Source organism: Glaciecola sp. XM2 (assembly GCF_018595715.1).
Taxonomy (GTDB): Bacteria; Pseudomonadota; Gammaproteobacteria; order Enterobacterales; family Alteromonadaceae; genus Glaciecola.
In genome coordinates this window covers 169,708-196,175 of the sequence record NZ_JAHEOJ010000020.1, presented here as the reverse complement: position 1 = coordinate 196,175, position 26,468 = coordinate 169,708, and the positions used below count along the sequence as shown (strand labels likewise).

19 protein-coding genes are annotated in these 26,468 nt (G+C 44.8%); 10 read left to right on the top strand and 9 right to left on the bottom strand.

Annotated features, from left to right (window positions below):
- Window positions 1–302: 302 nt before the first annotated feature.
- Entirely contained in the window at window positions 303–1,316 is a 1,014-nt protein-coding gene (locus KJ365_RS05520; protein ID WP_214450633.1) for a cupin-like domain-containing protein, read from the top strand.
- 48 nt (window positions 1,317–1,364) lie between these two features.
- Here the strand turns inward: KJ365_RS05520 and KJ365_RS05515 are convergent, their stop codons facing one another.
- The 3 genes from KJ365_RS05515 to KJ365_RS05505 form a co-directional block, all read right to left on the bottom strand.
- Entirely contained in the window at window positions 1,365–2,822 is a 1,458-nt protein-coding gene (locus KJ365_RS05515; protein ID WP_214450632.1) for an MFS transporter, read from the bottom strand.
- 217 nt (window positions 2,823–3,039) lie between these two features.
- A complete protein-coding gene (locus KJ365_RS05510; protein ID WP_214450631.1) occupies window positions 3,040–5,517 on the bottom strand; it encodes a glycoside hydrolase family 31 protein in 2,478 nt (825 codons plus the stop codon).
- Complete coding sequence (locus KJ365_RS05505) at window positions 5,517–7,439, bottom strand: alpha-amylase family protein (RefSeq protein WP_214451292.1); 1,923 nt, start codon at window positions 7,437–7,439, stop codon at window positions 5,517–5,519. The genes KJ365_RS05510 and KJ365_RS05505 overlap by 1 nt, the downstream gene beginning before the upstream one ends.
- Window positions 7,440–7,703: 264 nt before the next feature.
- Here KJ365_RS05505 and KJ365_RS05500 point away from each other — a divergent pair, with 264 nt between their 5' ends.
- The 3 genes from KJ365_RS05500 (at window position 7,704) to KJ365_RS05490 (ending at window position 11,100) form a co-directional block, all read left to right on the top strand.
- The gene (locus KJ365_RS05500) at window positions 7,704–9,779 is read left to right on the top strand and encodes an alpha-amylase family glycosyl hydrolase (protein WP_250884045.1); all 2,076 of its coding nucleotides are present in this window, start codon (window positions 7,704–7,706) and stop codon (window positions 9,777–9,779) included.
- Window positions 9,780–9,944: 165 nt separating this feature from the next.
- Window positions 9,945–10,448, top strand: a complete 504-nt coding sequence (locus KJ365_RS05495) for a DUF2059 domain-containing protein (RefSeq protein ID WP_214450630.1) — start codon at window positions 9,945–9,947, stop codon at window positions 10,446–10,448.
- 40 nt (window positions 10,449–10,488) lie between these two features.
- Window positions 10,489–11,100, top strand: a complete 612-nt coding sequence (locus KJ365_RS05490) for a peptidylprolyl isomerase (RefSeq protein ID WP_214451290.1) — start codon at window positions 10,489–10,491, stop codon at window positions 11,098–11,100.
- A gap of 72 nt (window positions 11,101–11,172) precedes the next feature.
- Here the strand turns inward: KJ365_RS05490 and KJ365_RS05485 are convergent, their stop codons facing one another.
- On the bottom strand, window positions 11,173–13,245 hold the full coding sequence (locus KJ365_RS05485) for a S9 family peptidase (protein WP_214450629.1): 2,073 nt from the start codon (window positions 13,243–13,245) through the stop codon (window positions 11,173–11,175).
- 536 nt (window positions 13,246–13,781) lie between these two features.
- On the opposite strand from KJ365_RS05485, the gene KJ365_RS05480 reads away from it, so the two are divergent.
- Together KJ365_RS05480 and KJ365_RS05475 are read left to right on the top strand one after the other, a co-directional pair.
- Window positions 13,782–15,422 (top strand): acetolactate synthase large subunit, encoded by a 1,641-nt coding sequence (locus KJ365_RS05480; RefSeq protein ID WP_214450628.1) that lies wholly within the window; start codon window positions 13,782–13,784, stop codon window positions 15,420–15,422.
- Window positions 15,423–15,432: 10 nt separating this feature from the next.
- The gene (locus KJ365_RS05475) at window positions 15,433–16,863 is read left to right on the top strand and encodes an aldehyde dehydrogenase family protein (protein ID WP_214450627.1); all 1,431 of its coding nucleotides are present in this window, start codon (window positions 15,433–15,435) and stop codon (window positions 16,861–16,863) included.
- Window positions 16,864–16,924: 61 nt separating this feature from the next.
- Here KJ365_RS05475 and KJ365_RS05470 read toward each other — a convergent pair whose 3' ends face one another.
- From KJ365_RS05470 to efp, 3 genes are read right to left on the bottom strand one after another with little or no spacing between them, the layout of a single operon-like run.
- On the bottom strand, window positions 16,925–17,569 hold the full coding sequence (locus tag KJ365_RS05470; RefSeq protein WP_214450626.1) for a gamma-glutamylcyclotransferase: 645 nt from the start codon (window positions 17,567–17,569) through the stop codon (window positions 16,925–16,927).
- A gap of 12 nt (window positions 17,570–17,581) precedes the next feature.
- Window positions 17,582–18,586, bottom strand: coding sequence for an elongation factor P--(R)-beta-lysine ligase (gene epmA / locus KJ365_RS05465; RefSeq protein ID WP_214450625.1), 1,005 nt, complete (start codon window positions 18,584–18,586; stop codon window positions 17,582–17,584).
- A gap of 6 nt (window positions 18,587–18,592) precedes the next feature.
- A complete protein-coding gene (gene efp, locus KJ365_RS05460; protein WP_214450624.1) occupies window positions 18,593–19,162 on the bottom strand; it encodes an elongation factor P in 570 nt (189 codons plus the stop codon).
- Window positions 19,163–19,198: 36 nt separating this feature from the next.
- On the opposite strand from efp, the gene epmB reads away from it, so the two are divergent.
- On the top strand, window positions 19,199–20,227 hold the full coding sequence (epmB, locus tag KJ365_RS05455) for an EF-P beta-lysylation protein EpmB (protein WP_214450623.1): 1,029 nt from the start codon (window positions 19,199–19,201) through the stop codon (window positions 20,225–20,227).
- Window positions 20,228–20,229: 2 nt separating this feature from the next.
- On the opposite strand, the gene KJ365_RS05450 is transcribed toward epmB, so the two are convergent.
- A complete protein-coding gene (locus tag KJ365_RS05450; protein ID WP_214450622.1) occupies window positions 20,230–20,406 on the bottom strand; it encodes a hypothetical protein in 177 nt (58 codons plus the stop codon).
- A 107-nt stretch (window positions 20,407–20,513) separates the two neighbouring features.
- Between KJ365_RS05450 and KJ365_RS05445 the strand changes: the two genes are divergently transcribed.
- The 3 genes from KJ365_RS05445 (at window position 20,514) to KJ365_RS05435 (ending at window position 25,002) form a co-directional block, all read left to right on the top strand.
- Entirely contained in the window at window positions 20,514–20,843 is a 330-nt protein-coding gene (locus KJ365_RS05445) for a hypothetical protein (RefSeq protein ID WP_214450621.1), read from the top strand.
- Between the two features lie 177 nt (window positions 20,844–21,020).
- Complete coding sequence (locus KJ365_RS05440; RefSeq protein ID WP_214450620.1) at window positions 21,021–22,556, top strand: AbgT family transporter; 1,536 nt, start codon at window positions 21,021–21,023, stop codon at window positions 22,554–22,556.
- A gap of 91 nt (window positions 22,557–22,647) precedes the next feature.
- Entirely contained in the window at window positions 22,648–25,002 is a 2,355-nt protein-coding gene (locus KJ365_RS05435) for a S9 family peptidase (RefSeq protein ID WP_214450619.1), read from the top strand.
- 191 nt (window positions 25,003–25,193) lie between these two features.
- Here KJ365_RS05435 and KJ365_RS05430 read toward each other — a convergent pair whose 3' ends face one another.
- Window positions 25,194–26,222: a hypothetical protein gene (locus KJ365_RS05430; protein WP_214450618.1), complete on the bottom strand. Its 1,029-nt coding sequence runs from the start codon at window positions 26,220–26,222 to the stop codon at window positions 25,194–25,196.
- Window positions 26,223–26,468 lie beyond the last annotated feature (246 nt).

Sequence of the window (26,468 nt, the reverse complement as noted above, 5' to 3'; positions counted from 1 at the left end):
ACCGCATACTACTGCCACTATCTACAAGAAGACAAACTTCTGCATACGTATTCAAAAGAAAAAATAAACACAAATTTAACATTTGAAAACATTCATAATTAAAAAACACTTTTAACCATATGATTTTATTGTGTAATTTTTTCGCCAGTAAAACACAAGGAGTATTTGTAAAATTTTAGATCCATTTCATCAAAACCATACTAGTTGGATTTAATTGCATATTAACGTTTAATAAGCGACACGATTCATACAGACGAAATGTATAAAACTGTGTGATAGATTTTGGCGACTCAAGGCAAGCTATGCATCCCTATTCGAATCAAAAAATGGCATCCCCCAAAATTTTCAGCTCGCTATCGAAGAGCGAATTTGAACAACGTTGCAAGCAAACGTACGAACCTTTTGTAATAAGAGGCTTGGCCAGTCACTGGCCCTTGGTTAGCATGCACAAAGGTAGTGAAAGCGATGCCATGGAGTATCTGCAAGCTAATTGCCTACAAAAGCAGATGCACCTCACCAGAATTCCCAATGACCAAAATGGGCGCATGTTTTACTCTCAAGACATGCGTGCGATGAACTTTGGCACAGCTCAGTTAGCGGCTGATGACTGCTTTACGCGCATTTTACAAGATACCAGTGATGCGGATTACGCCATACAAAGTGCGCGCGTCAGCGAGTACTTCCCGGCTTTGCGTGCGCAGATGGACAACCCATTAATTGATAACAAAGTAGAGCCCTTAATTTGGCTAGGCAACCGCGTGATCGTTGCTCCGCATTTTGATGAGGCGGATAATATCGCTGTTGTTGTGGCGGGGAAGCGTCGATTCACGCTGTTTCCTCCAGAGCAAGTGAGTAATCTATATATCGGCCCGCTCGACCACACACCTGCTGGGCAGGCGATTGGACTGGTAGATGTAAAAACCCCTGATGTAGACAAACATCCTCGCTACGCCGAGGCTTTTGTGCATGGCCTATCGGTGGAACTCGAGCCTGGTGATGCGATATATATCCCTACTCCGTGGTGGCATCATGTAGAAAGCTTATCGCCCTACAATGTCTTAGTAAATTATTGGTGGTCTGATAGGTCGGTGTCTACCGCAATGCCCTATCCCATGTTGCTGCATGCCATTCAATCATTAAAAACCATGGATACAGCAAAGCAAAAAGCATGGTTTGCCATTATGCAGTATTATCTATTCGATGAGGGCGTAGACCCCAGTGCGCATATTCCTGAGCATGCAAGAGGGATATTGGGCGAGCTATCCCCTCAACTAATTAGGCAGCTAGACGGATATATAAAACAGCAGTTGCGCTAACCATGATGCTGCCTAGCCGCGCTGCTGCTTTAAGGTTTAAGCTGGCTTTTAATTTTCCTCAGCTTCTTTTACAAAGAATACTGAAGCTGCCGCAAAAATCATCAGCACGCCTGCCAGCGCGATGATGTTTATCGCAACATTATCAAATACATATTTCAGAATAAGGCCTGCGGTAAGCGCGCTTAAGATTTGGGGGGCGGCAATTGTAAAGTTGAAGATCCCCATATAAATCCCGGTTTTATCTGCTGGTAGTGAGCCTGCCAACATTGCATAGGGCATAGCAAGAATAGCAGCCCAGGCAATACCCACTCCGATCATTGGGATAAGTAAATACAGCGCACCCATCGGCACGGTAACTTGCGTAATAAGCAAATTAACATCAACCGGCGTTAAATTTTGGAAGAACAAAAAGCTAATATAACTTAAGCCACCCAGCGCCAATGCACTCGAATAAACCAGTTTGCGTCCCACTTTGTCTGCTAGTTTAGCCAAAAAGATAGAAAAGATGGCTGCAAAAAGAGAGTAGGCCGCAAAAATTATCCCTACCCAATCCCCCGCCGCACCTTTAGCCGCAGCAATTTCCAGAGGAACACTCTCTAAAGTGGAAAGATATGTTTGGTCAAACCACTTTTTATCCACACCCCAAATATGTTGCGTAATAGCATTGGTGGTATATACCCACATAATAAACAGAGAAAACCATGAAAAGAACTGCGTCACGGCTAGCCCTCGCATGGTTTTTGGCATATGAATCACTAAGCTAAAGAAGTTGCGTAAGCGCTCTAACATGGGTTTGACTTGCGCCCGCTCTTTAGCCACTTCATTTGCGTCCATACCTTTATAAGCGTAGTACTCGTTAGGTGCATACTCTTTGGTTCTAAACACCGTCCACAATACCGTTCCAAGCAGCACTGTCGCGCCAATATAAAACGCCCACATGACACTTTGTGCCACCTCACCACGTTGTGCAGTGTTATCTAGTCCGATTACGTTGGTCAGGACGAACGGCAAGAGCGAGCCGACTACCGCACCCACATTTATCAGTAACGATTGGATAGAATAGCCGACGTTACGCTGCTTAGGTGGCACCATATCAGATACCAATGCACGAAAAGGTTGGAAACACACGTTAAACGACGCGTCCATGATCGCTAGCATAAAGACGCCAAATATCATAGGTGCCATAAAGGCAACAAAGAGTGGCGCGTTTGGCATCAATACCATGCCTATCGCCGCAGCGATTGCACCAGCAAAAATAAAGGGGGTACGGCGGCCCATTTTGTTCCATGTTCTATCTGATGCTGCGCCTACAAAAGGTTGAACAATCAAACCCATTAATGGCGCCACTATCCAGAAGAACGAGAGTTGATGTGGATCTGCGCCTAAGTCAGACAATATGCGGCTGACGTTTGCATTTTGTAAGGCAAAGCCAAACTGCACGCCCAAAAAGCCAAAACTAACGTTCCATATTTGCCAGAAACTTAAAGTGGGTTGTTTATTTGCCATGTGTCATGCTCTTTTTATTGTTGGTAGGGCGAGAGTGCTGAGTTGGTGCGTACCGCTTTGCTTTATATACCCGTATGAATAAACCATTACAGGTTGTTAAATTATTGTAACAAAGCGGCAGTGTACCCTGTGTTGGCGTGAAAGACTATTTGCCTGCATACGTATTCAACGATGTGTTTTACAGCCATAATGCAGGCTTTCAAATATCTGATGCCCACTAATCTATAAGGTTTACCTTAATTTGAACTAGGTCTCGAAGCGAGGCTGAAATTGTCAACTGACGCGTATTTGCATCCCAAAACACACCGTCTAGCACGGTTAACTCATTGACATCTTCCACAACCCTTAGCGCTGCATTATTGCTTTCGACAGATGCTGGGTAGCTATTGAGTCCGTGTATGTTAAGCAACACTCGTCGCTGTTCAGGCGCACTAGCGTAGTGTCCACCAACGCTAGCCTTTACCGTCAATGACGACTCGCTTCTTTCACTCTCAAACACCAAAGTTTGATAGGCTTTATCGGCCAAGCTATTGGGGTCTTTGCCGTCGTCTTCGTACATGGTGTACGCGCTGTTAGTAACTGTGGGGTGCGTGTAATGATGCACTTGCAAAACACCCGTCGAATAGGTCTGTGTGTTTTGCATTGCGCCTACCATAGGAATAAAGCCGCCGGCTTTTACTAACACCGGAATTTCATGCATTGGTGTGGGTACAGAAGCAATTTGCCCCCCTTTATAAAAAAGCGGTCTGGTGCGTTTTGCATCGCCGAAAAAGTTAAACCATATTCCTTCTGGCAACATAATCTCTTGTTGTGAAACACCTGGCGAGACAACGGGCGATACGAGTAGTGACTCTCCCCACATATATGCATCGGTACGATTGATATCAGCGCCCTGAAAATCAAAGAAGAGAGGTCGCATTATCGGCAAACCATAGAGACTATTTTCCATGCTCAATGAATAATTGTATGGCAACAGCTCATAACGCAACTTTACGAAGGGTCGGACCAATTCTTGGGTGGCATCATCATGAAAAACGGGCTCAGGGGCGATATGGTCTTGCGCATGAGGTCGGTATACTGGCTGAAAAACACCATATTGCATCCAGCGAGTATATAGTTCAGCGTCAAATTGTTCGCCGCCGGCAAAACCACCCAAATCTGAATGAATATAGGCTAATCCAAACAAGCTCATTTGTAGCGCGAGTTCCACCTGTGGCTTTAAGCCATCCCATGAGCGGTCAACATCTCCGGTCCAAGGGATCATGCCGTAGCGCTGGGAGCCTAAAAATCCAGAGCGCATCATCACAAACGGTCGCTCGTCAGGACGCATCTCAAGCTGGCGCTCATACACCATTTGCGCCCACTTGTGGCCATATGCATTGTGTACTTCATCAGCGGTAACATACTGGCCGTCTAATTTATGCAAGCTGTCGCTCGGATGCACTTCCGGCTCACCTAAATCTCCCCACCAACCCGCAACGCCTTGCTCATTTAAACGCGCGTAATACTGCCAAAACCAGCTTTGTGCATCTTCATTGAAAACGTCAACTAAACCGGTGTTACCAAAGTAGAAGTCAAATGTACGCGGTTCAAAAGAAAAGTCTTTGGCGAGCGCCTTGTTTTCAACCGCAGCATTCCACTGCGACGAGCTCGTCAAAATAAAAGGCTCTGTTATCAAAATCGTATTGACGCCTTTTTGTTTAAGCTCGCGTATCATTTTTTCTGGCTCAGGAAAGGTATTTTTGTCCCAGTTAAGGTTGCCCATATGCCCTTTAATATCTGGGCCAAACCAAAACAAATCCAACACTACTGCGTCTACTGGGAAGTCTTGCGCGATAAATTTATCGATAGTCTCTAACGTTTGCGCTTGGGAACGATATCCAAAGCGAGAGGCATAATTTCCCAACGCCCAACGAGGTGGCAATGGCTGTTTGCCAGTCACATCAACGAAATTTTGCACCACCTCTTTGGCATTCTCGCCAGCACTAAAAATGTAAGATGTGCGCCCCGCAACCGCTTCAAACTGCAAGACATCATCTTGCGTGTATCCTATATCTAAATGACCGCTGGCAGTGTTGTCAAACGCAATGATGTAGTGCTTGCTCGACATAACTGCTGGCAAACTGTAATACATCTGATTTGATTCAGTGGTGTAGCCATAATGCGCTTTGTTGTATAACGCAAAGCGATGTCCGCGCCGGTCCATCCCTACAATGCGTTGCCCGCCACCTAATATTGCTTCATCATCTTCTAAGCTAAAGCGAAATCCTCGCACGTTGTCATATACAAATAACCCTACCTCTTCCTTTGCTAGCATTTTGTTATCTTTTACAAAGCTAAGTTGAAAAGGTGAAGATTGGATATGCACCTGCAGCGCTGGCAAGTCAAAGATGTAACCATGCTTTTGCGCAAGCAATGTGCTAGTCAAGGGTAAAGAGTTCGGCTTCAAAGTATCTTGAGGTAACGCAAAAGATGGTAACTGCTTCACACCGTTTGGTTGATAGAACACCTCCACCGACGCTTGGTTTAACGCAGTAATAGTGACCTTCCCCTTATTGGTCGTGATGTGCACAGCATTGTCTATCAAGCTTGCGTGCTCTAAGGTCACCGTTTGTGAACCCATAACCGCAGCCGATGACATCATCAGCACAAGAAAAGATAGCACTACACCTACTGGCATACTTCGCATCTTCATTATTCTTTCGCTCCTAAAGTGAGTTCAAACACATGACTTTCTAGCGCTGATAAATTGACAGGAAAGGCTGCGCCACTGCCATCTGCGGTGACGTTAAGTGAGGCTTCATTACCGCTAATTAAGTCAGTTATTGCATACTCGCCAGGCGTTAAACGCCATTTTTTTATGATGTCTGGAGTCACTTGTATATCGGTTTTGATGGTTTCATTAGCAAAATTACTGACTACCATCAACGCTTTGTTTTCGTTGTACCTAACAAATGCAAACTGCTGCTGCGTATAGTCTGACTGAGTATTAAGGTTAGCGCTATGCAACTGTTGATATTCGCCACGCATGGTTGAGTGATGAGCAGAAATGTTCAACACATCAATGTAGTACTGACGTAATTGCGCTTCTGACTCACTTAACAAGGCGCCGTCAAACTTACCGTTGTTCATCCACCGTTGATGAGCCGGCACGCCAGCATAATCAAAAATAGTGGTGCGAGATGCTTTGCCAAACCCCATGTTTTCACTGCCATCTTCGCCAACGTCTTGGCCAAAATATATCATGGTAGGTGATTTACTTATCAAGGCAGAAACGACTAACGCCGGTTTACCTTTTTCTGCACTACCCGCAAAATCTGGGCTAGCGATGCGTTGCTCGTCATGATTTTCTAAAAAGTGCAGCATATGTTGCTCAATATCTGCCATGCTCTCTTGCACATCCGCAATGGCCGACATATCCCCTGTGCCCTGCATCACTAATTTAAGCGAGTCATAAAACTCAACCTTATCGTATAGATAATCCATCTTGCCAAGCTGTAAATAGTCTCGATATAAATGGGGTTGATACACTTCTGCTAAGAGTAAAGTATCTGCGCGCTTTGACTTGATCGACGCGTTTAAAAACGACCAAAACTCTACCGGCACCATTTCGGCCATATCAAAGCGAAAACCGTCTACTCCCTTGTCTATCCAAAAATGTACAATAGCCTCAAATTTGTACCACGAATCAGGTAGTGACTGCTGCGCCCAAAATGCCGCATGCGCTTTATAGTCTAGGTTTCGGTATTCGTCTGGCAAGGCCGTAAAATCGTAGCTTCCATCGGGCTTTACACCATAATTAAGTCTCACTGTTTCATACCAGTCGTTAATATTAGGTTGAGGGGCTCGAGCGCCATTCCCTGTCCATTTTGCAGGTGTTTCCTCAAACAAGCCATCTGACAATGGGTGGGGGTCGCCGCCAAGGGGCGCATAATCATCTGCTACAGGGACTTGAAACGACTCACCAACCACATAGTAAAAATTATTGTCTCGTGCATATTCAACGCTTGTGTCATCACTAGCGCCAAAGTCTTCTTGGCCTTGTGGGTTGTTCATCGAAGCATAATCACGAGCAATATGATTAGGTACAATATCAATAATAACCTTCATGCCGTGCGAATGCGTGCGTTGAATTAGCGCTTCAAATTCAGCTAAACGGTTATCTACATCCACAGCAAGATCTGGATTGACTTGATAGTAATCTTTGACCGCATAGGGAGAGCCAGCGCGACCTTTTACCACATCTGGGTCGTCTTCAGTGATGCCATAAGCGGTGTAGTCGTTGATCACAGCGTGGTGCAATACGCCTGTATACCAGATATATGAGGTGCCAAGCTCTTTTATGCCAAGCAGTGCCTCATCAGTAAAGTCATTAAATTTACCCACACCATTTTGTTCAATAGTCCCCCAAGGAATATTATTACTGTTGGTGTTACCAAATAAGCGGGTGAATACCTGATATATCACCGGTTTACCTTCCCCTTGAGCAAGGTGACCAAGGGCATTGGTAGTTACCACAGGTTTGATTGCTGCTTGTGTTTGGGGCTCCTCGGGCTCTTTTGAGTCTGTGCAACTTACTAGCAACGATGCGCAAGCAAGTGTTAGCGCTGTCAGCATGACTCTGTGCCAACGAACAGGCCATTTAGAATAATGGGTAGGTGATAATTTTTGAGCTTGTGCGGGACGATGAATCATATGCTTGGCGCTTTATCGCAAACGAATAAAATTGTTGTGGAGCATAAACGTTAACAAACTGTTAAGAAAGATACATACGTATTCAATGAATTTTAACAACGATATTTTGCTACCTTTGCAAAAATTGCTTTATATTCGGCACGAAACGCTATGCGCTCGCCGGCACTTATTCGCACGAGGAAAACTATGAAGACCCTTTCTCACATAACAAAGATAATGTTGATGATTACATTTGCCTTCGTCGTTTTAGGTTGCACAAAAGCGCCAGAAAATGCAACACCTGCGTCTACACAACCGTCAGTTGTCGAGACTACGAGCGACCAAAGTGCTCAGGTCAGAACGCGAAACATCCAAGACGATATCTTCTACTTTGTCATGCCCGATCGTTTTCACAACGGCAACCCAAATAATGATAACGGCGACCCTGAGCGACCTATCTCGTATGGCGGGTTGGATGTAAGCTCTAAATGGGCCTTTCATGGAGGCGATATACCCGGGCTTGAGGCTAAGCTTGATTACATACAAGGCCTCGGCGTTACGGCAATATGGATGACGCCCATATTACGCAACCGTGCGGTACAACCTGATGGGTTTGGCCATCATGGATATTGGGTAGTCGACTTCACTGAAATTGACCCGCACTTTGGCAGCAATGATGATTTAAAAAGCTTGATCAACGCTGCACATCAACGTGGTATTAAGATTTTCTTCGATATTATTACTAATCACACCGCCGACGTTATCAAATATGAAGAGTGTCATGACGCGCAAGGCAATTTTTTAGATCCACAAACCAAAGGCTGCGCTTTTCGAAGCAGTGACGAGTTAGCTAATGGCAATCGCTATACCCCATTTGTGCTGCCTGATGAACAAAATGTAAAAGTGCCCGCATGGCTAAATGACCCGTCTTTGTATAACAATCAAGGGGATTCATTCTGGCAGGGTGAAAGCGTTATTAAGGGCGATTTTGCAGGCTTAGACGATTTAGACACAAGCAACCCAATCGTTGTTAACGGCCTAACTGAAGTATTTAAAGACCTGATCAGCGAATTTAAGCCCGACGGTTTTAGAATCGACACGGTCAAGCACGTAGACCTTGAGTTTTGGCAGTCGTTTGGCCCTGCCATTACCGAACACGCGCAAGCTATCGGCATTCCAGAATTCTTTATTTTTGGCGAGGTGTACGACGGTAACCCTGCGGGATTAAGCAAGTACACCAACGCTGGAAAGTTACCCTCAGTCCTTGATTTTGGCTTTGCTTTTAATGTGAAAGATGTGGTGTTTGAAAGCAAAAGCGTTAATCAATTAGCAAACCTGATTGATAACGATGATTACTACCGAGATGCCGATTCAACGCCAAACGATTTGCTAAACTTTTTGGGCAACCATGATATGGGCCGTGTTGGCCAGTTCATTGAGCAAGGGTTGGCGAATATCAGCGAAGAGGAAAAACTTAAGCGCAGCAAACTTGCTCATGCGTTCATGTATCTATCTCGCGGCGTTCCCGTGCTGTATTACGGGGATGAGCAGGGCTTTACCAGTGATAATGGCGATGTTGATGCACGAGAAAACATGGACCCTTCAAAAGTCGATAGTTACAACGACAACAATTTAATCGGCAGCACACAAACCACCGCTGACGACAACTTTAATGTGAATCATCCTTTGTATATGTATCTATCTGAGCTTGCAGATCTGCGCCAGACGCATACCCCGCTTAGAAACGGTGACCAAATTAATCGTTTTGCAGACGAAGAAAAGCGCGTATATGCATTTAGTAGAATGCTACCAGGCAGCTCCCAAGATTATCTCGTAGTATTTAACTTCTCTACGGAGCCACAAAACGTAGAATTGCAAAATCATGGCGTTGCCTATGCGATTGAGGGCGATTCGCAAGGCGCGCTTAAACAATCTGAAGATAGTATGGATATTGAACTGCCGCCGCTAAGCTTTGCGCTTTTACGCTCACAGGCTCCCCTGCCAACTTCAAAAATACTTGCGGCAAGCATACAAGCACCTTATGAAGAAAATGATCGCATCTTTATTCCACTTGACCTGACCTTCGAAGAGGGTAACGGCTTTAACATGGCCAGCGTTGAATTTTACGCAATGCAGGGAGACATTGAGTCACTCGTATCCTTTGATACTACATATCCCTATCGTGCGGTCTTGATGAAAGCGCAGCTAGAGGGTGTAACTAGCATAAAAGCAGAAGTTACAAGTCAACATGGACAGGTCGTCACAAACAACTTTCAGCTTTAATCTATCGATTTCCCTGTGTAGAGATTGGCGCTCAGTACACGCTTTGTGTGTTTGAGCGTTCAATCTCTTTTTTGCGTCAATCTTCGCCTATTGTACATCGCGCATTATTTGCAATAATATGGGCCGCCTAACTATTCATGTAAATGTTAATAAGGAAATTACAGTATGAAAACGTTTTTTGTCTTTGTCGTTTTATCTATCTCAATTGCAACCGCCTCTCAGGCCCAAACAAACACCACGCAAGACAACCTTGATAAGCTTTTTGAGATCATGGAGATGGACAAGACCATGGAGGTGATGTTCTCGCAGATGGAAAGCATCTACATCGACAACCTCAAGGATAGAAACTTGACCGCAGAGCAAACAGCCGTATATGCAAAGTATCATCAAGAAATGACACAAGTGATGATGGATGAGATGAGTTGGGACGCGATGAAGGTAGAATTGAGACACGTATACCTTCAGAATTTCACTGAGCAAGAAATTGCTGATATTTTAGCGTTTTATCAATCACCAGCAGGCCAGTCGGTGCTTCGCACTATGCCGGTCGTGGCGCAAGAATCAATGCAAATCGGACAGGCCATGGCGCAAAACGCAATGCCAAAGCTACAGGCGCTAGGCAAGGATTTAACTGAAGCGCTTGAGGCGCTTGAAGACGCAGAGCAATAATCTACGTTCAGTATCAATCGTTCAGGAGCAGGAATATATGATGATACGCACTATATTTACATCTGTAATTTGCATATTTATGTTTGCAGCCACTGCGCAAGTTGTTGACCCTAGCAAGCAAGCCGGCTCAAAAATTCAACCCGATAATTTATATCCACGCGTTAAATTTGAAACCAGCATGGGCGATATTGTCATTGAACTGAATCGCCGAAAAGCGCCGCTGACGGTAAATAGTTTTCTCGATTACGTGAAGCGCGGGGAATACGACAATACTATTTTTCATCGCCTCATTCCGGACTATATTATCCAAGGCGGCGGATACTCCCCTGATTTTAAAGAAAAGGAGACTAAGGACCCCATTTTAAACGAATCAGGTAACGGACTAAAAAATGACTGGTACTCCATCGCAATGGCGCGTCAAAATGACCCGCATTCGGCATTACGACAGTTTTTCTTTAACTTAGATGATAATGACAATCTTGACCCAGGCAGAAACTGGGGCTACACGGTTTTTGGCAGTGCGGTATCCGGTACAGAAGTCTTAGACGCTATGTCAAAAGTAGAAACTGAATACAGACCGCTTATTCGTTTTCAAGATGTACCAAAAGAAGACATTGTACTTGTCAAAGCAACTATTTTAGCGGAACAATAAATCACACATTCGAAACGTAAAAAGCCGATACTTTTGAAGGTATCGGCTTTTTTATTGCTTTAATGCAAAAGGCTACTCTTCATCAGTAGTTTTATATTTATCAAACCATGCCAATATGTTGCCGATTTTGCGGCCTAAATTAGACGGTTTAGCTGCAATACCATGGTATGCGCCTTGAATTCTAACTAAAGAACTTTCTACACCCTCCAACCTTAGTGCACCGTAGTATTGCTCACTTTCGGTCATAGGCGTTCTTACATCCAACTCTCCGGTTAGTACCATGGTAGGTGTCGTCACGTTGCCCACTAAACGTAGTGGCGAACGCTGCCAGTATTGATCAACGTCATTCCAAGGTAAATCAGTAAACCAATAGCGCGCCATGAACGTGTAAATATCAGATGTACCAATCATGCTGATCCAGTTAATCACAGGCTTTGCAACTACCGCTGCGGCAAAGCGATCGGTGTTACCAATGATCCACGCGGTCAGTACACCACCGCCAGAACCGCCAGTGACAAATAAATTACGCTCATCGATATACCCTTGTGCAATGACGCCGTCTACCATATCAATAAGGTCGTTATAGTCCTCTGAAGGGTAGTTTTTATCAATCAAGTTCGCAAATTCGGTACCCATAGATGTGGAGCCTCTAGGGTTGCCATAAACCACCACATAACCTGCTGCTGCAAACATTTGCACTTCGGTTGAGAACTCTGGCCCATAAGCGGTATGCGGACCACCATGAATCTCAAGAATCAAAGGATACTTTTTACTTGGATCAAACATCGGGGGTTTCACAATCCAAGCAAGCAATTCGCGGTCATCAAAAGAACTTTTCACTGTAAGGAGTTCAGGCTTGTTCATCACTTTATGATCAAAAATATCACCGTTGAGGTCGGTTAAACGCGTCACATTTCCGCGTTTATCCACCACCGCCAAATCAGCAGGACGGTCACCGGTAGATAAGGTAAATACGACCTCACCATCGTCTGTGGCAACATAATCTCCAGAAGTGTAAGGACGGCCAATGCTTTGCCCACCAAGCGCGTCTGTTTTAAGAGTGCGCTTACCCGATAAATTCACATAAGCCACGTTCTTTTTGCCCGCATCGTCATAGCTGAAGTATAAACCTCGGCTATTTTCAGCCCACTGAATATCGCCAACTGAGCGGTCAAGTTCGGGAGTAAGATCTTTCATATCCGAACCATCGGTATTCATGACAAAAAGATGATTAATTTGACTCGATTTGCCGTTATCAACATAGCCGGTAAACGCCAATAGCTTGCCGTTAGGACTTAAGTGTGGATTACTTTCTGGACCTGTTTCTGAGGTGAGCTTAGTCAGGCTACCATCGGCAACATTGACGACAATTATATCGCTATTAAATACGTCAAAGTCGCTGTCTTCTCGGATGTTTGCAGACATCACGATTGCATCGCCAGCCTGCGTCCAGCTTAGCTGACCACCATAATTATGCTCCCCTGAAGTAATTTGGCGAGGCGTGCCGCCTATGCTCGGCACCACATAAACATGCATGTTGCCTGGTCGATTCATCCCAGCACCGTCTCGCTGGAACAATGTCTGGTCAATGTAGTGCGCTTCTTCGGCCCATTCAGCACCAGGCGGTTTTGCCGGCAGTGTAAACAAACTTTTTGCAGCGGTGGGTGTAAACATTGCAAACGCTAGCTGTTTGCCATCTGGCGAGAAGCTTAATGAGTTTGGCGTCATGTTTACGTCGGTAACACGAGCCGTATTACCTGTGGCCATATCGCGCAAATAGATTTGTGTTTTGCCTTCCTTGCTCGACAAATAGGCCATTTTAGTGCCATCTGGCGAGAATACCGCACTGCTATGATTGGCCATACTAGACATCAATGGCATATGCGTACTTCCATCTAAGGATACTGTCCATAGATTAGTTCGCTGCGAGTCAGTCATAATATCCATGCTGCGACGCTCATAAAGTACGGTATCGCCGTCGGGCATAATTAACGGATTCGCCGCATATTCTAAATGAAACAAGTCTTGGTACGTAATAACTTGATTGTCGTTAGTGCTAGCGTCGGTGGTCGCGAATGCATATGGGACAGCGACAACACATCCTAAACAAAGCACTAGACCACTTATTTTTGTTTTTAAGCTCATCTACTGGATTCCTATTTTGGCTATTTGTTTCTTTCGCCAAACAATATATCAATTCAAATCTTGCTTTGCAGATTTTATTTACGGCAGTAAACGTGTTAGTGAGTATCGTCACAAATCACTTGTAACATGTCGTGGCTATGGTGAAACTTGGAGTAGCGTAAAACTGATTTTGATATGGTGTTCTTATTGTTTTGCCAAAGCTCTATACAAAAGATAACTCCAATCAGGGTGTTCTTAAGCTATTGGGTAAACAAACTGCAGAATTGGCTATCAGCTTGAAAGCTCGGTCCTAATGAGCAATAAAATTCAAACCTGTTTATATTTTAATCGCACATCTAAGTAAAACTTCTCATTAGCAAAGCGCAAGGCTTTAATGTTATGGTGTTTATAAGGAAAATACCTGTTGATAAAAGACTATTAGTCTAGCAAAACACTTTATCGAATTTTCAAATCACAATCCGCAGTATGGATATCGTCAATTCTGTTGTTATCTCAAAATCGCATTTTGAATATCAACCAGCATGAAAGGATTACAGATGAAAGCATCCGACCTTATGGTAAAAGCACTCGAAGCAGAAGGCGTAGAGTATATTTTTGGGATCCCCGGTGAGGAAAATCTCGACTTACTCGAGTCGCTAAGAGGTTCTAGTATAAAACTCATCCTGACCCGACACGAACAAGGTGCAGGCTTTATGGCCGCAACATACGGACGACTCACTGGAAAAGTAGGCGTATGTTTAGCAACATTAGGCCCCGGCGCAACTAACCTCGTAACACCCGCTGCATATGCACAGCTAGGCGCCATGCCTATTTTGATGATCACAGGCCAAAAGCCAATCAAAACCAGCAAACAAGGCCGCTTTCAAGTAATTGATGTGGTAGACATGATGCGACCCATTACCAAATACACAACACAAGTGGTAAGCGGCGACCGCATTCCATCAGTGGTCCGCGAAGCATTTAGACTTGCCAGCGAAGAGCGCCCAGGCGCCACTCATATTGAACTACCAGAAGATATAGCTGCGGAACAAACCAGCGCACCACTGCTAGCACAAAGCACAGCCAGACGCCCCATTGCAGAATACAAAGCGATTAGCGCGGCAGTTGAGATGATTGAAAAGGCTAAATCTCCGGTGCTGTTAATCGGTGCGGGTGCTAATCGAAAGCTCACCGCTAAAATGCTGGGAGAATTTGTCGAAAAAACTGGTATCCCTTTTATTACCACACAAATGGGTAAAGGCGTGATTGATGAAAATCATCAAAAGTTCATGGGCAACACAGCATTAAGTGCAGGCGATTTTGTGCACCGAGCAATTAAACGCGCCGACCTTATTATCAATGTAGGCCATGACGTCGTTGAGAAACCTCCCTTCTTTATGGAAGTAGGAGGGCAAAAAGTGATGCATATTAACTTTGAAACCGCAGCAGTAGACCCTGTGTATTTCCCTCAACTTGAAGTCATTGGCGATATTGCCAACAGTATTTGGCAAATTAAAGAAGGCATTTCATCACAAGTGCATTGGAAGCTAGATTTCTATGATGATGTTCATCAAGCAAATATCGACCACCGCCAAGCGGCTGAGCAAGACGAACGCTTCCCTATACTGCCAGAGCGTTTTGTCAAAGAGGTTCGCTCAGCAATGCCAAAAGACGGCATAGTGACCTTAGACAATGGCGTTTACAAAATATGGTTTGCTCGCAACTATCCAGCGCCCTTCCCTAATACTTTGCTACTCGACAACGCATTAGCCACTATGGGCGCAGGCCTTCCATCGGCCATGGCAGCCAAATTAGTCTACCCCGATAAACCGGTAATCACCGTATGTGGTGATGGCGGCTTTATGATGAACAGCCAAGAGATTGAAACGGCAGTGCGCTTGAAACTGCATATCGTCATTTTAATTTTGCGTGATGATGCTTACGGCATGATCAAGTGGAAGCAATCAAACATGGGCTTTGACAACTACGGGCTAGACTATCTCAACCCAGATTTTGTCAAATATGTTGAAAGCTACGGCGGCAAAGGTTGGCGGGTAAACGCTGCAAATGAGGTTGCACCGCAACTGACTAAATGCTTAGCAGAGCCTGGCGTTCATTTGATTGATGTCCCGGTGGATTATAGTCTCAATGATGAAACTCTCAATAAAACCATTCGTGAACTGAGCGCTAAATTATAAAGGAGGCATTATGTTAGCAACATCCTATCCGTACTACTTGGCTAACAAGCCAGTGTATGCAAATGAAGATTTGGAAATTACCAATAAATTTACCGAAGAAGTGGCTACGCGCGTAGCGCTTGCAGATGCAAAGGTTATTGACCAAGCCATCGCTGCTGCCGAAAAAGCCCAGCCGGCTCTAAATAAAATGGCTCCTTACCAGCGTCAAAAAATTCTAGAACACTGTATTGAGGGCTTTAAGAAACGGTTTGATGAACTGGCCTACTCCCTATGCATCGAAGCAGGAAAACCCATCAAAGATGCACGAGGTGAGGTCACGCGTCTGATTGATACCTTTAAAATTGCCGCCGAAGAATCGGTGCGGATTAATGGCGAAGTAATTAATCTAGAGATTACCGAAAGAGCCAAAGGTTACACCGGAATGTATAAACACGTTCCCATAGGGCCTTGCTCTTTTATCTCACCGTTTAACTTTCCGCTTAACTTAGCGGCCCACAAAATCGCACCTGCTATTGCAGCTGGATGTGCGTTTGTTTTAAAACCCGCGAGTAGAACGCCTATCGGTGCTCTCATCATTGGTGAAATTTTGGCAGAAACTGACCTACCTGAGGGCGCGTTTTCCATTTTACCTTGCAGTCGCGACGGCGCCGATTTGTTTACTACCGACGAGCGTTTTAAATTACTCAGCTTTACCGGCTCCCCTGATGTAGGTTGGCAACTAAAAGCAAAAGCTGGCAAAAAGCCTGTCATATTAGAGCTTGGCGGCAACGCGGCATGCGTAGTCGACGAGGGAACGGATTTAGACGACGCGGTAGAGCGCATTATTTTTGGTGCGTATTATCAATCTGGACAAAGCTGTATCAGCGTTCAGCGAGTGCTGGTGCATGACAGTTTATACGACGATTTTAAAGCGCGTTACGTTAGCAAAGTCGAAGCGCTCATACATGGTGACCCGCTCAATGAAGACACCTTTATAGGCCCTATGATCTCTCAAAGCGAAGCTAAGCGCTTAGACGGATGGATTCAAAGCGCAGTGGCCGCAGGCGCAAATTTATTGTGCGGTGGACAGCGTGATGGCGCTATGCTGCAAGCAACCGTCCTAGAAAATGTCCCAAGAGATTGCGAAGCGGTTACCGAAGAAGCCTTTGGCCCGGTCTCTGTAATAAGTTCATTCAGTGACTTTGACGAGGCCTTGAGACTCGTTGATGACAGTCAGTTTGGTTTACAAGCGGGTATCTTCACTCGTGATATTTACAAAGCCCATAAAGCATGGGATACGCTCGACGTTGGCGGTGTGGTAATAGGTGATGTACCTAGTTGGCGAGTGGATAACATGCCCTACGGCGGAGTCAAAGAATCTGGGTTGGGTCGTGAAGGTATTCGCTATGCGATTGCCGATATGACTGAAATTCGATTGATGGTGCTACGCACTCCTAGTTAGCTTTTAAACGTCAAACGTTTTAGCTATATCCTTATATAAAAGGCTGACTCGAAGCAGCCTTTTATTCTTTTAGGTGCCGGCGCAATCTCGCCGCGAAGTGTTGCAGTGCACTTTCACTTAAATCTGCACTACGAGGATATTCGGCACGTTCAATATCCATGTTAATGTGTGCTTTTCGCCAATGACTTGTATGATTTAAAAAGTCGTCTATCCCTTCATGTTGGCAGCCTTCATGAGAGCCTGCCAAACAAGTCGCCACATAGCTGAAATTGACGGGATGCTCATCATCCGCTTCTTTCACGTCCAGTGTTTCGCAAATATAAATGGGTGTGCGCTGCAAAGCATTGCTAAGCTCTTTATCTTGACTGAAATTCCTAGGTAATCGAATTTGCTCGAGCGCGATTTTCGTAAAACGATAATCCTGCTCTCTCGTTTCAAAAGCCGGATTGATTTGCATGGGAATAAGCTGCGCGTTTAAGCTGCTTTGACGATTTGGTAGTGCTCCCACATATGTTTGCGACTCGTGGTATGCGCGCGTAAGCCAACCTCGCTGCCAGCCGTCTACAAATACCGGTATGGTAGGTGTAAATAATTGACTATGCCGTTCTCGACTACTGCTCGATAGTAAACTGCCATAACCGGCGATGACTACCTTGCCTTCAAGAGATTGAATAAAAGCGTCTACATCAAATATATGATCGCTCATAGTATTAGACCGTCAAGCACGTGTGATATCAAAGCTAATGACCTCGTTTATATGCTCGCAGTTTAGCGCTAACATAATCAGCCTATCAATACCAAGCGCAACGCCAGCGCAGGGCGGTAGTCCAGATTCCAGTGCCTTCAAAAACCGAAGGTCGATAGGGCGAGAGGGCTTGTTGAGATGCTCTCGAATAAGGTTATCACTCTCAAACCTTGCAAGCTGCGCTTTTGCATCGGTAAGCTCTTCAAATCCATTGGCAAGCTCAAGGCCTTTATAATAAAACTCAAAACGCAATGCGGTTTTACCGTCATTGGCTAAACAGGCTAATGCGGCCTGAGAGGCAGGAAAGTGCGAAACGCACATTGGGACATCTTGCCCAATGTAAGGCTCAATGCATTGATTAAACAGCACTTGCAGTAACGCATCTTTGAGGGGCTCTACCAATGCATTTGTGCCACTGTCGTAAAGCTGCGTAAGTTGCTGGGCATACTCTTGTAAACCATTTTCACTGCACCGCTTAACCAGTAAAGCCAAATCACTACTTAACGGGTCAACATCTAAGAAACGCAAAAATAGCGACTGATAAGTCGACTGCGTGATGTTATTTACGCCTAGTACACTCACAAGTAAAGCACCCACTTCATCAATTAACTGATGCATGCTGAAATCACGTCGATACCACTCAAGCATGGTAAATTCAGGGTTGTGCAAGCGCCCAATCTCATCCTCTCTAAAGCACTTACAGATTTGATAAATATCTGGGTAACCATCAGCAAGTAGTCTCTTCATTGCATATTCTGGAGAGGTTTGAAGGTACAGGCGTGTCGGTTGTGGTTGGCCAGGTAAAATATGATCGCTTGTTAATGCATCAAGATGAACATCGCTAACGGTGCCTTGGGATAAGGCGGGAGTCTCGACCTCAAGCACGTTGCGTTGCAAAAAGAAATCACGGACCTGTTGAAGTATGGCTGCGCGTTGGCGCAGCCTTTCAATTGTGGCAGTGGGTTGCCAATTGTCCATACAGGGCTATTTTTGAGCGCGTGAAACGTATTCGCCGCTGCGAGTATCTACTTTTACGACTTCGCCTGTTTGAACAAATAATGGTACGCGTACTACAGCACCGGTAGTGAGCGTTGCAGGTTTGCCGCCTGTGCCCGCGGTGTCACCTTTAAGGCCAGGGTCAGTTTCGGTAATTTCTAGCTCAACAAAATTAGGCGGTGTGACCACAATTGGGCTACCATTCCACAACGTTAAGGTACAAACGTCGTTTTCAACTAGCCACTTGGCATTATCGCCAACGGCTTTTTGGTCAGCGGCGATTTGCTCAAAGGTCTCGTTGTTCATAAAATGCCAGAATTCACCGTCGCTATACAAATAAGCTAAGTCGGTATCCATGACGTCGGCGCCTTCGAAGGATTCGCCAGAGCGAAAGGTCTTTTCAAGCACCTTGCCTGATATGAGCTTACGAATACGCACACGGTTAAAGGCTTGGCCTTTACCAGGTTTAACATACTCATTTTCTAAAATAGAACAGGGTTCACCATCTAGCATGATTTTAAGACCTGCTTTAAACTCGTTTGTACTGAAATTAGCCATTAATTCCTCTGAATATATACGCTGGATAAAGAAAACATGCAGATAATACCGAAAAAAAGCATGCCTGTAGAGATTAACTGGCAAAAAGAATTAGCAAGATGCTTTACCACCCCTGAATCTTTGCTCGAATACCTGTGTTTAGACCCTCAAAAGTATCGCGAACACTTCGCAGCAAGACGCTTGTTTTCAATGCGAGTGCCTCGTCCCTTTGCTGATTTAATGACGCCAGGAGATTGGGACGATCCACTATTACAACAAGTCATGCCGCGCGTTGAAGAGTTTGAAGAGGTAAGTGGCTTCGTGGGAGACCCTTTAGGGGAGCAAGACAATGAGCAAGCAGGCATTTTACACAAATACCTCAACAGGGCTTTGCTCATCGTAAAAGGCGGATGTGCTGTAAACTGTCGATATTGTTTTAGACGCGATTTCCCGTATCAAGAAAACGCCGTCAATAAACAGCAATGGCTCAATGTTATTCAATACATTCAAAATGATACAAATCTAGATGAAATCATCCTCTCTGGCGGAGACCCACTAATGGCAAAGGATTCGCATTTAGCGTGGTTATGCGAACAGATTAGTCACATTGCTCACATAAAACGCCTGCGCATTCACACGCGTTTGCCCGTGGTCATCCCACAAAGAATCAATGACGAGTTTTTACAATGGTTTTCAGCTCTGCGTCAACAAAAGATAATGGTGTTTCATATTAATCACGCTAATGAAGTCAGTAAAAGTCTCATTGAGCGTTGCAAAAGGCTTCGTGAGGCGGGCATGACGCTCTTAAATCAAGCAGTATTGCTAAAAGGTATTAACGATAGTGCAGATGCTCAAATCGCGCTAAATGAAGCGGTGTTTTCTGCTGGAGTGTTGCCATACTATTTGCATTTGCTCGACAAAGTCACCGGTGCGGCTCACTTTGACATGCCTGAAAAAGAAGCCAAAGCAATTATGGCAGAAGTGATAAAGCGTCAGCCGGGCTATTTAGTGCCCAAACTCGTGAGAGAAATTGCAGGGCAGCCCGGCAAAACGCCGATTGATTTAGGATTACAGCCAGTCCCGTGAATTTATGCGTAGGTATTGATGATTGAACCTGCGCTTCCACTGGTCGGCGCTGGCGCCGGTGCTGCGGCCTCAAGTAACTGAAGTACCGCCTGCCCTTCTTGTTTTTGCATGTCGTTAGACATTTGCGCAGACTTTATCTGAAGGGTGTACGCGACGCCGGATGTACCTTGTATATCCATTGTCTATCCTATGATTGCTTGCGGCAATCGGTTAAAGCAGGCACAATTGCCTACCTCGACATTATCGGCCGCTACACTTAAAAATTAATACCGCAAGAAAGGAATGTATGAACAACGTTGTTTCCGCTCTAAACGAAAACCTTCAAATTGCCTATCGTAAAGCCATTGATGCTGACCAAGCATTAAATACCTTGCAAAGTGATGGCAAAGGCAAGTTTCAAACTATTTTTGGCGATGAAACGGTTTTCACTAGCCGCAGTAAGCGTTTTAAAGAATACGTCGAGGAAGTCGCAGGCGATGTAGCTTTGTTGCAACAACAAGATGCAACCTTGTCTAAGCAAGCTCAGCAGGAAAAACTCACTGTCATTGTCAAAAAGCTTCAGTTGCTGCTCACTACTCTTGAACAATTTAAGCTGTCTTTAGCAGGAAAGTCATAACGACTTACGCAAAAATGCATATAGTTTGATAATAAACCATCAGTATCAATCGGTTTATGTTGTTAAAATGCAAACTCACTCAACATATGCCTGCTGTGACAGCTATTGAATCACAAAATCACTTCGTTTAACCTCCTAACTTGACACTTACTTTATCATCACAAGAAGATATTTAGCATGCCCGTAAATGGAAATAACCTCGGTAGCTTTATCGAGCGCGTTGGAAAACGCATCCCCGATCCCGTCATAATATTTATGGCGTTTTATCCTGCAGCTTACCTGCTTACTGTATTGATGTCTGGTTATACCTTTGAGACCCCAGGCGCTGGCGGTACACCCGTTCAACATCAAATACTGGGCATGCACGAAGCGGCAAATATGCAGTGGATTTTTGATAATGCGTTACTGGCGAACTGGTTGGCATTTGGCAACGGTGTATTGGGCGTTATCTTAATTGTGATCATGGCTGTGGGCGTGGCTGAAAGTTCTGGCTTATTCGGCGCATTGATAAAACGCGCAGGGGCTCACATCCCGCAAAAATGGCTACCATTACTGCTGGTACTCATTGGTATTTTAAGCTCTATCGCCACCGATGCAGGCTACCTTGTGTTAATTCCACTTGCGGGCTTACTTTACGCAGGGTTAGGACGTAACCCATTGATAGGCATGGCAGCCGCTTTCGCTGGTGTATCTGCAGGCTTTAGCGCCAACATTATTCCAGGCCCTATCGACGCAATCATCGGACTCAACGCACAAATTTTTGCTGAATCTCAAGGCGTGCCGTTTGCCAATGCTGCAGGCGAAGCATTAAACCCTATTACCATGCACTGGATATTTATCGTTGTGTCCACCGTGGTGCTAACACTGACAGGCTTTTGGGTAACGCGTAAATTTGTAGAGCCAAAATTAAATAACAGTGATTTTGTCGTACCCAAAGATATCAACGCCGGCGAATTTGAAGTGTCTGATGAAGAGAAAAAAGGGTTGCGTGCAGCAGGCCTCGGTACGCTGGTTTCATTACTGGTGATAGCCGGGCTATCAATGGGCCCATTGGCAAGCTTTGTCGATGAGTCAGGTGCACTTGTCAAACCCTACATGAACAATATCATTCTGCTGATTTCACTATTTTTTGTGATTGTAGGCGTGTTTTACGGCGTGGCCGTAGGACGCTTTAAAAGCGTTTGGGAAGTCGTACAAGCCATGGTTAGCCAAATGAATACGATGGGTTATGTAATGGTGTTAACCTTCTTTACCTATAACTTTTTGGGACTACTAAGCTATAGCGGCCTAGGCACTTGGGTTACATTCTTAGGCGCAGAGTTTTTACAAGCCCTTGGTTTACAACAATTCCCGGTTTTACTGCTCATTGGATTTATTTTCACTACTGCTTTTATCAATATCTTTATTGGCGGTTTAACCTCCAAGTGGATGTTGCTTGGCCCGATATTTGTGCCCATGCTGTTCTTCGTTAACCCTGAAATGACACCAGACTTTGTGGCAGCCGCTTTTAGAGTGGCCGATTCATCGACCAATATTATCACCCCAATGATGACCTACGCCGGCGTTATCTTAGCGTTTATGCGTAAGTATCGCCCCGATATGGGCTTTGGCGATATGTTGCTTATCATGGTGCCGTATTCGTTGGCGTTTTTAATTATCTGGACGTTATTGTTAGTTGGGTTCTTCACTTTGGGTATACCTCTGGGTATCTAAACGATAAACGCAAGCTAAGAAGATTTATTTACATTTAGGTGCATATCGGAGAGGATAAAAGGAACATACAGCCTCTATAGGACTTCTTTGAATGCACCCTCCCTCTCACTATGCGCAGCAGCTTCGTGTTGCACTATTTGCCGTTCTGTGTTTTTCATCTCTGTGGGCCTGCAGCCCGCAAACACAAAATTCCACGCAAAATGGCGACAGCCATGAAAGTCAATCACAACCATCAGGCGCACTGATTACAAACGAAGCGCTTTTTCAGGAGTACGAATACAGAGCGAAGCGTCCCGGCGCCATTCGCTGGGATAAAGACGGTTCACATTTTACTGCTTTAGAAACAGCTGAAGGCTATGAAGACGCTGAATTAGAAAAAGACCAAAACGGCGATGACATAAAAATTTATGAAGAAATCGTGCAGTACGATCCCGCCACGCTCGAGCGCACTGTATTAATTAGCTTAGCTCAGCTTACGCCAGCAGGCTCTGACAAAGCATTAGTGGTGGATGATTATCAATGGTCAAAAGATAAGCGTTTTTTATTGATTTATACACAGGCTGAGTATGTGTGGCGGGATAAAACGCGCGGTGAGTATTGGGTATTAAATATTGAAGACAACGACCTGTGGAAGTTGGGCGCAAGCGACCTAGTGCCTAGCCAAATGATGTTTGGCAAACTATCGCCCGATAATTCTAAATTTGCCTATGTATATCAGAACAACATTTATGTACAAGACATGCAAACAAGAGAAGTGAGCGCGCTGACCACCGATGCGTCTGAAACGGTTATTAATGGCTTATTTGACTGGGCCTATGAAGAAGAATTTGGCATTCAAGACGGGTTTCGCTGGCGCCCTAACAGCGAGCATATTGCCTATTGGCAGTTTGATACCAGCGCCGCCCAGGATTTCTATATAATCAATAACACCGATACCCTCTATCCAACCATTACTTCTATTCCTTATCCAAAAGTAGGCGAGGAAAACTCCGCTGCACGTATTGGTGTGGTATCAGTTGATGATGCAAATACTGTCTGGATTGAACTACCAGGAGTAGCTAAGGATATGTATGTGCCGCGCATGAGCTGGGCAAAAGGCGGTGAACAGGTGTTGATTCAACAGATGAATCGTAAGCAAGATACCAACACGGTGTTTTATGCAGATATAAATACAGGTGAAGCAACACCACGATTTGTCGAGCAAGAAGAGACCTACATTGAATATTTAAAAGATCCCATTTGGCTCACCTCATCAGACGACTTTTTATGGTTAAGTGAGCGAAGCGGTTGGAAGCACATATACAAGGTTTCGAGCGATGGACAGAACATAGTCAACCTCACACCGGGCGACTATGATGTAATAGGGTTTGTCGCCAAAGACGAGGCCAATAACTGGCTGTACTTTACAGCGTCCCCCAACAATCCTACTCAACGGTACTTGTATCGCACAAACCTCGATGGCTCAGGGGATTTAACACGCATTACGCCTGAGCAACACAGCGGCACCAACGCTTACGATTTATCAGGGGACGCAAAATGGGCCATTCACACTCATTCAAGTTTTATGCAGCCACCGGTTTACACGCTTATATCGCTACCTGATCATAAGGCTCACCATGTAATGGAAGACAATGCTGAGCTGGCGGCTAAACTGGCAGAGCTTAGTCTAGGGGATCATGAGTTTTATAGTGTCGATACGCCTGACGGTTTCAGCCTAGACGGTTACATTATGCGCCCGCCCAATATGGATGCGGATCGAAAGTACCCCATTATCAACTTTGTGTATGGTGACCCAGCAGCCTACATTGTGCGGGATATGTGGATGCGCAATACGCCTTGGCACATCATGATGACACAAAAAGGCTTCATTGTGAGCTCAGTAGATAACCGCGGCACCCCTGCGCCTAAAGGCAGAGACTGGCGCCGCTCGGTATATGGCAATGTGGGTCCTATTGGGGCAAGAGATCACTCCGACGCGTTAAACAGTATTTGTGCTAAATGGCAGTATATTGACTGCAATCGTGTAGGCGTATGGGGGCACTCCGGTGGTGGCTCGATGACCTTGAACCTACTATTTAGATATCCAGAACAATTCCATGTGGGGGTTTCAAGAGCACCAGTGACTGATCAGCGCCTTTATGACTCTATTTATCAAGAGCGCTATTCGGGTTTGCTGGATGAATATGGGCCAAATTATGTTGAAGCATCGCCTATCACACACGCTAAAAATTTACAGGGCAAGCTCTTATTGGTGCACGGCACTGGAGATGACAATGTGCATTATCAGGGAACCGAAATACTCATAAATGAGTTGATTAAGCACAACCGTCAGTTTGATTTTATGTCTTACCCAAATCGTCGCCATGGCATCGTTGAGGGAGAAGGCACTTCACTGCATTTGCATACGATGCAAACTAATTATTTTGTCGAGCATTTAAAGGATTAAGGTAGTTTATTCGCCCCAGCATGTGGGGCGAATGCCTCTCGCGATACAAGAAGCGATGCCTTTTCTAAACACGACTCATTCTCTTTAGATAATACGCCCTTTGATTTTCAGCGTTTACAAGAAACTCAATTAGATGGTGGTTTTTAGGTAACCAAACAGGGACAATTATTGTCCCTGCATTCTCAAAATACCTAATTATGAAGAGTAGCTTTGCGTTTTTTACGAAGCATTTGGCTACCAAATAATGCTAGCGCGAAAAACGAAAGTGCAGAACTAGGAGCCGGCACCGGCAGGGGAGTGTTAGCAAGGCTAGAAATTTGTTCGTAATTAAAGCCTTCTGACGATTCTACCGCATAATTTGAGAGCCAATTGCCATCTGCGTCAAACACACTTGCGCGCGTCACAAAGGTGTTGCCGAGATCATTTTGTAAGTTGATATCGATAGAGCCCACATCTATCCCTTCAATCTCGACTTCAAACATTTCGGTGAAGTCCCAACCAAAAAAAATCGCTTGACCATTCCACAACAAGTCTTGGAAGGTAACATTTGAATTTATGAATTCGCGTTCAAGTACATTTGAACCAAATATGCCATTCGAATGTTCGCTATTTGTTGACGCTATCTGCCAGTCTTCGTTTGCATCTCCACTACTATTTGCAATGCGAGAAGAAAAGTTAGCCTCAGAAGAGTAATTAGCGACACTAGCGCCACCTGCAGATGGGTTGTCATAGATAACATCATTATATAATTCACCCGTAATACCAACTTCAAATCGAACAAACAGGTTAGTAGGTGTTGCTAGCTGTCCGGTGCTTAAATCTCTTACTGTAATGGTGTCGGCGTAACTCACATTGCTGCTTACATTCACCGATAAATCAGTAAACTGAGCCTGGGATGAAAAATCATGTTGGATGCGCAAGTCAGATACACTGCGTAAACTTGATTGAGAAATACCTATATCCCAATAAGCACGCCCTGAATCAATACCTTTGTCAGACAAATCAAAGTCAAAATCACTTGTTCCTCCAGTATTATTACCACTGTATGAGGCCGACAAATCAAGGCGCGGATCAGGGACATTGGCTGGATTATCAGGCAAGTACTTACCACTTACGTTGACTGACTGGCTGCTACTAACCAGCAAAGATGCTGAGGCATTAATCGATAAGCTGATAAAAATGGCCGTTAAACAAAAGTGCTTTAAAGATATCTTACTCATTTTTAAATCCTTTTTAATTCTGTCTGGGGCGAGCCCAAGCGTTACTGTTTAATTTAAAGTTGGCACCGAGAATTTCCCGTTACTAAGATAAAAAACGCAAACGAACAGAATAAGCGGACATTTATTTAGCATAGCTGGCAAAATAAAGTCAGTTAAGCCTAATTAGTAAAAGTTGGGTGTTGATAAAGCCACTATATAATTGTCTTTTCAACGCGCTTCATGGTTAGAAGTAACGCTACCTGACTA

Excerpts from the sequence above, each read along its gene's own strand:
- KJ365_RS05520 (WP_214450633.1), top strand. The coding sequence starts at position 303 with ATGCATCCCTATTCGAATCAAAAAATGGCATCCCCCAAAATTTTCAGC.
- KJ365_RS05515 (WP_214450632.1), bottom strand. The coding sequence starts at position 2,822 with ATGGCAAATAAACAACCCACTTTAAGTTTCTGGCAAATATGGAACGTT.
- KJ365_RS05510 (WP_214450631.1), bottom strand. The coding sequence starts at position 5,517 with ATGAAGATGCGAAGTATGCCAGTAGGTGTAGTGCTATCTTTTCTTGTG.
- KJ365_RS05505 (WP_214451292.1), bottom strand. The coding sequence starts at position 7,439 with ATGCTGACAGCGCTAACACTTGCTTGCGCATCGTTGCTAGTAAGTTGC.
- KJ365_RS05500 (WP_250884045.1), top strand. The coding sequence starts at position 7,704 with ATGAAGACCCTTTCTCACATAACAAAGATAATGTTGATGATTACATTT.
- KJ365_RS05495 (WP_214450630.1), top strand. The coding sequence starts at position 9,945 with ATGAAAACGTTTTTTGTCTTTGTCGTTTTATCTATCTCAATTGCAACC.
- KJ365_RS05490 (WP_214451290.1), top strand. The coding sequence starts at position 10,489 with ATGATACGCACTATATTTACATCTGTAATTTGCATATTTATGTTTGCA.
- KJ365_RS05485 (WP_214450629.1), bottom strand. The coding sequence starts at position 13,245 with ATGAGCTTAAAAACAAAAATAAGTGGTCTAGTGCTTTGTTTAGGATGT.
- KJ365_RS05480 (WP_214450628.1), top strand. The coding sequence starts at position 13,782 with ATGAAAGCATCCGACCTTATGGTAAAAGCACTCGAAGCAGAAGGCGTA.
- KJ365_RS05475 (WP_214450627.1), top strand. The coding sequence starts at position 15,433 with ATGTTAGCAACATCCTATCCGTACTACTTGGCTAACAAGCCAGTGTAT.
- KJ365_RS05470 (WP_214450626.1), bottom strand. The coding sequence starts at position 17,569 with ATGAGCGATCATATATTTGATGTAGACGCTTTTATTCAATCTCTTGAA.
- epmA (WP_214450625.1), bottom strand. The coding sequence starts at position 18,586 with ATGGACAATTGGCAACCCACTGCCACAATTGAAAGGCTGCGCCAACGC.
- efp (WP_214450624.1), bottom strand. The coding sequence starts at position 19,162 with ATGGCTAATTTCAGTACAAACGAGTTTAAAGCAGGTCTTAAAATCATG.
- epmB (WP_214450623.1), top strand. The coding sequence starts at position 19,199 with ATGCAGATAATACCGAAAAAAAGCATGCCTGTAGAGATTAACTGGCAA.
- KJ365_RS05450 (WP_214450622.1), bottom strand. The coding sequence starts at position 20,406 with ATGGATATACAAGGTACATCCGGCGTCGCGTACACCCTTCAGATAAAG.
- KJ365_RS05445 (WP_214450621.1), top strand. The coding sequence starts at position 20,514 with ATGAACAACGTTGTTTCCGCTCTAAACGAAAACCTTCAAATTGCCTAT.
- KJ365_RS05440 (WP_214450620.1), top strand. The coding sequence starts at position 21,021 with ATGCCCGTAAATGGAAATAACCTCGGTAGCTTTATCGAGCGCGTTGGA.
- KJ365_RS05435 (WP_214450619.1), top strand. The coding sequence starts at position 22,648 with ATGCACCCTCCCTCTCACTATGCGCAGCAGCTTCGTGTTGCACTATTT.
- KJ365_RS05430 (WP_214450618.1), bottom strand. The coding sequence starts at position 26,222 with ATGAGTAAGATATCTTTAAAGCACTTTTGTTTAACGGCCATTTTTATC.